This is a genomic window from Gudongella ferriphila (genome assembly GCF_046224405.1).
Taxonomy (GTDB): Bacteria; Bacillota; Clostridia; order Tissierellales; family Tissierellaceae; genus Gudongella.
The window spans coordinates 1-1,913 of sequence record NZ_JBJXRK010000062.1 but is presented as its reverse complement, the minus strand read 5'-3'; the positions used below and the strand labels follow the sequence as shown (position 1 = coordinate 1,913).

General features: G+C 42.8%; 1 protein-coding gene. It reads left to right on the top strand.

The genetic code is table 11. The features are described from left to right. Positions 1 to 512: 512 nt before the first annotated feature. Positions 513 to 1,805, top strand: coding sequence for a group II intron reverse transcriptase/maturase (gene ltrA, locus ACKVDP_RS13735; RefSeq protein WP_409229471.1), 1,293 nt, complete (start codon positions 513 to 515; stop codon positions 1,803 to 1,805). The last annotated feature ends 108 nt before the right edge of the window (positions 1,806 to 1,913 follow it).

Below are 1,913 nucleotides of genomic sequence, written 5' to 3'. Positions count from 1 at the left end.
GGAGCGTGTCCAGCGAAGCTGGATACTTACATGTCGGTGAAAGTCCGACCTGCGTAATCGCCAAGGAGCGCAGTAGATATATGACCATGTATCGGTGAGAATCGATGCGTGAAGCGTCATGAAAATGGGCACATTGTGGCTCTATCGACCATGCAGACCGTAACATAAAGTGAATTCTGCAGCACTGTTAAAAAACCGTAAAGTCGGACAAAGGAACTGACGAGCTACTTCCTATTTAGCGAAGTCCATAGAAATCAAAGAAGAACTTGGAGCCTTTGATGAAGAAGTTCCCGGTGTATGGGAAACGGTATGTATGGAAAGTAAGTGTCCGGAACTGGAGAGAGCCTAACTCACACCGAAAGGTAAAGAAGAGGACTATAAGCGAATGCGAAAGGAAATCCTGTGAGAAGGCAGTCGGAGGGGAGCATAGTACCGATGATGATGAAGACAACAAAACTTCATTTAGGAAAGGGTCCCTACTTAGTTCAAGCTTTTGAAGGAGGTAAGAGCGAGTGAATGCTGAAAAGCTAACAACACCTAAAGACAAAGTTCGAAAACTTCAGAGGAAGCTATACCAATCAGCCAAGAGAAATAAGGCGAGAAAATTTCACGCATTGTATGACAAACTTTATCGTGAGGATATTCTATATGAAGCATGGAAACGTGTGAAAACCAACGGTGGAAGTGCAGGAATAGATGAACAGACGATAGAAGAAATCGAAAATCATGGAGTGGAAAGAATAATTGGGGAAATTCAGGAAGACCTGAAAGGAAATAGTTATAATCCACCACCGGTTAGGCGAGTGTACATACCTAAAGCAGACGGCAATAAAAGGCCATTGGGAATCCCAACGGTGAAAGACCGAATCGTACAATCAGTAATGAAATTGGTGATTGAACCGATCTTTGAAGCAGACTTCAAAGACTGTTCCTATGGATTCAGACCCAAGAGAAATCAGCATCAAGCCTTGGAAGTGATACGCAAAACGTGTAACAATCGGGGGAATTATGTGTTGGATGGAGATATCAAAGGATATTTCAATAACATCAATCATGAGAAACTGATGATGCTGGTTGAAAGGCGAATCAACGACCGAAGAATCAACAAAATGATACGGAAGTGGTTGAGAGCGGGAATCATGGAGAATGGAAACTACGAAGAAAGTACCATCGGCAGTCCACAAGGCGGTGTCTTTTCGCCTCTTCTTGCGAATCTGTACCTGGACTATCTGGATACCATATGGGAACGCCATTATGGTCATCTGGGAAAGTTGGTAAGGTATGCAGATGATTTTGTGATCGTTTGCAAGAACTACAAAGATGTGTCGAACAGCTTCAGGGCAGTTAAGTTAATTATGAGTCGGTTGGAACTGGAACTGAACATGGAGAAAACGAGAATCGTGAACCTGTGGTCAGGAAAGGACGGATTTGTGTTTCTTGGCATGGAAGTAAGAAAAGTCAAGATGCGTAAGCTTAATGGAACAGAATATTATGCCACTGACATGTGGGTGTGTAAAATGAAACAGAAAGTCATAAAAGAGGTTGTGAAAGAGACCTTAAAGGATGCAACACTATATCAGGACCTAGAGGAAATGATAAAGAGACTGAATCTGAAGATTGTTGGATGGCGAGGCTATTATCATATATCGAACAACCGGGTACTATTAAAGCTGGATAGATATATACTGATGAGACTTGTGTATTGGTACAATCGAAAGAAGCAAAAGTCCAAACGGTACCATTATGGGGAACACGTGGACTTGTTCAGGAATCTTGGTCTTAAGCGTATTTCATTCGCATCGTAACGCTGATGGTAGAAGAACTTCGGAAAGCCGTATGAGGGAGAACCTCACGTACGGTTTGATGAGGAGGTTCTGGCAGAGGCATAGCCAAAGCCAGAACTTTACTCTACA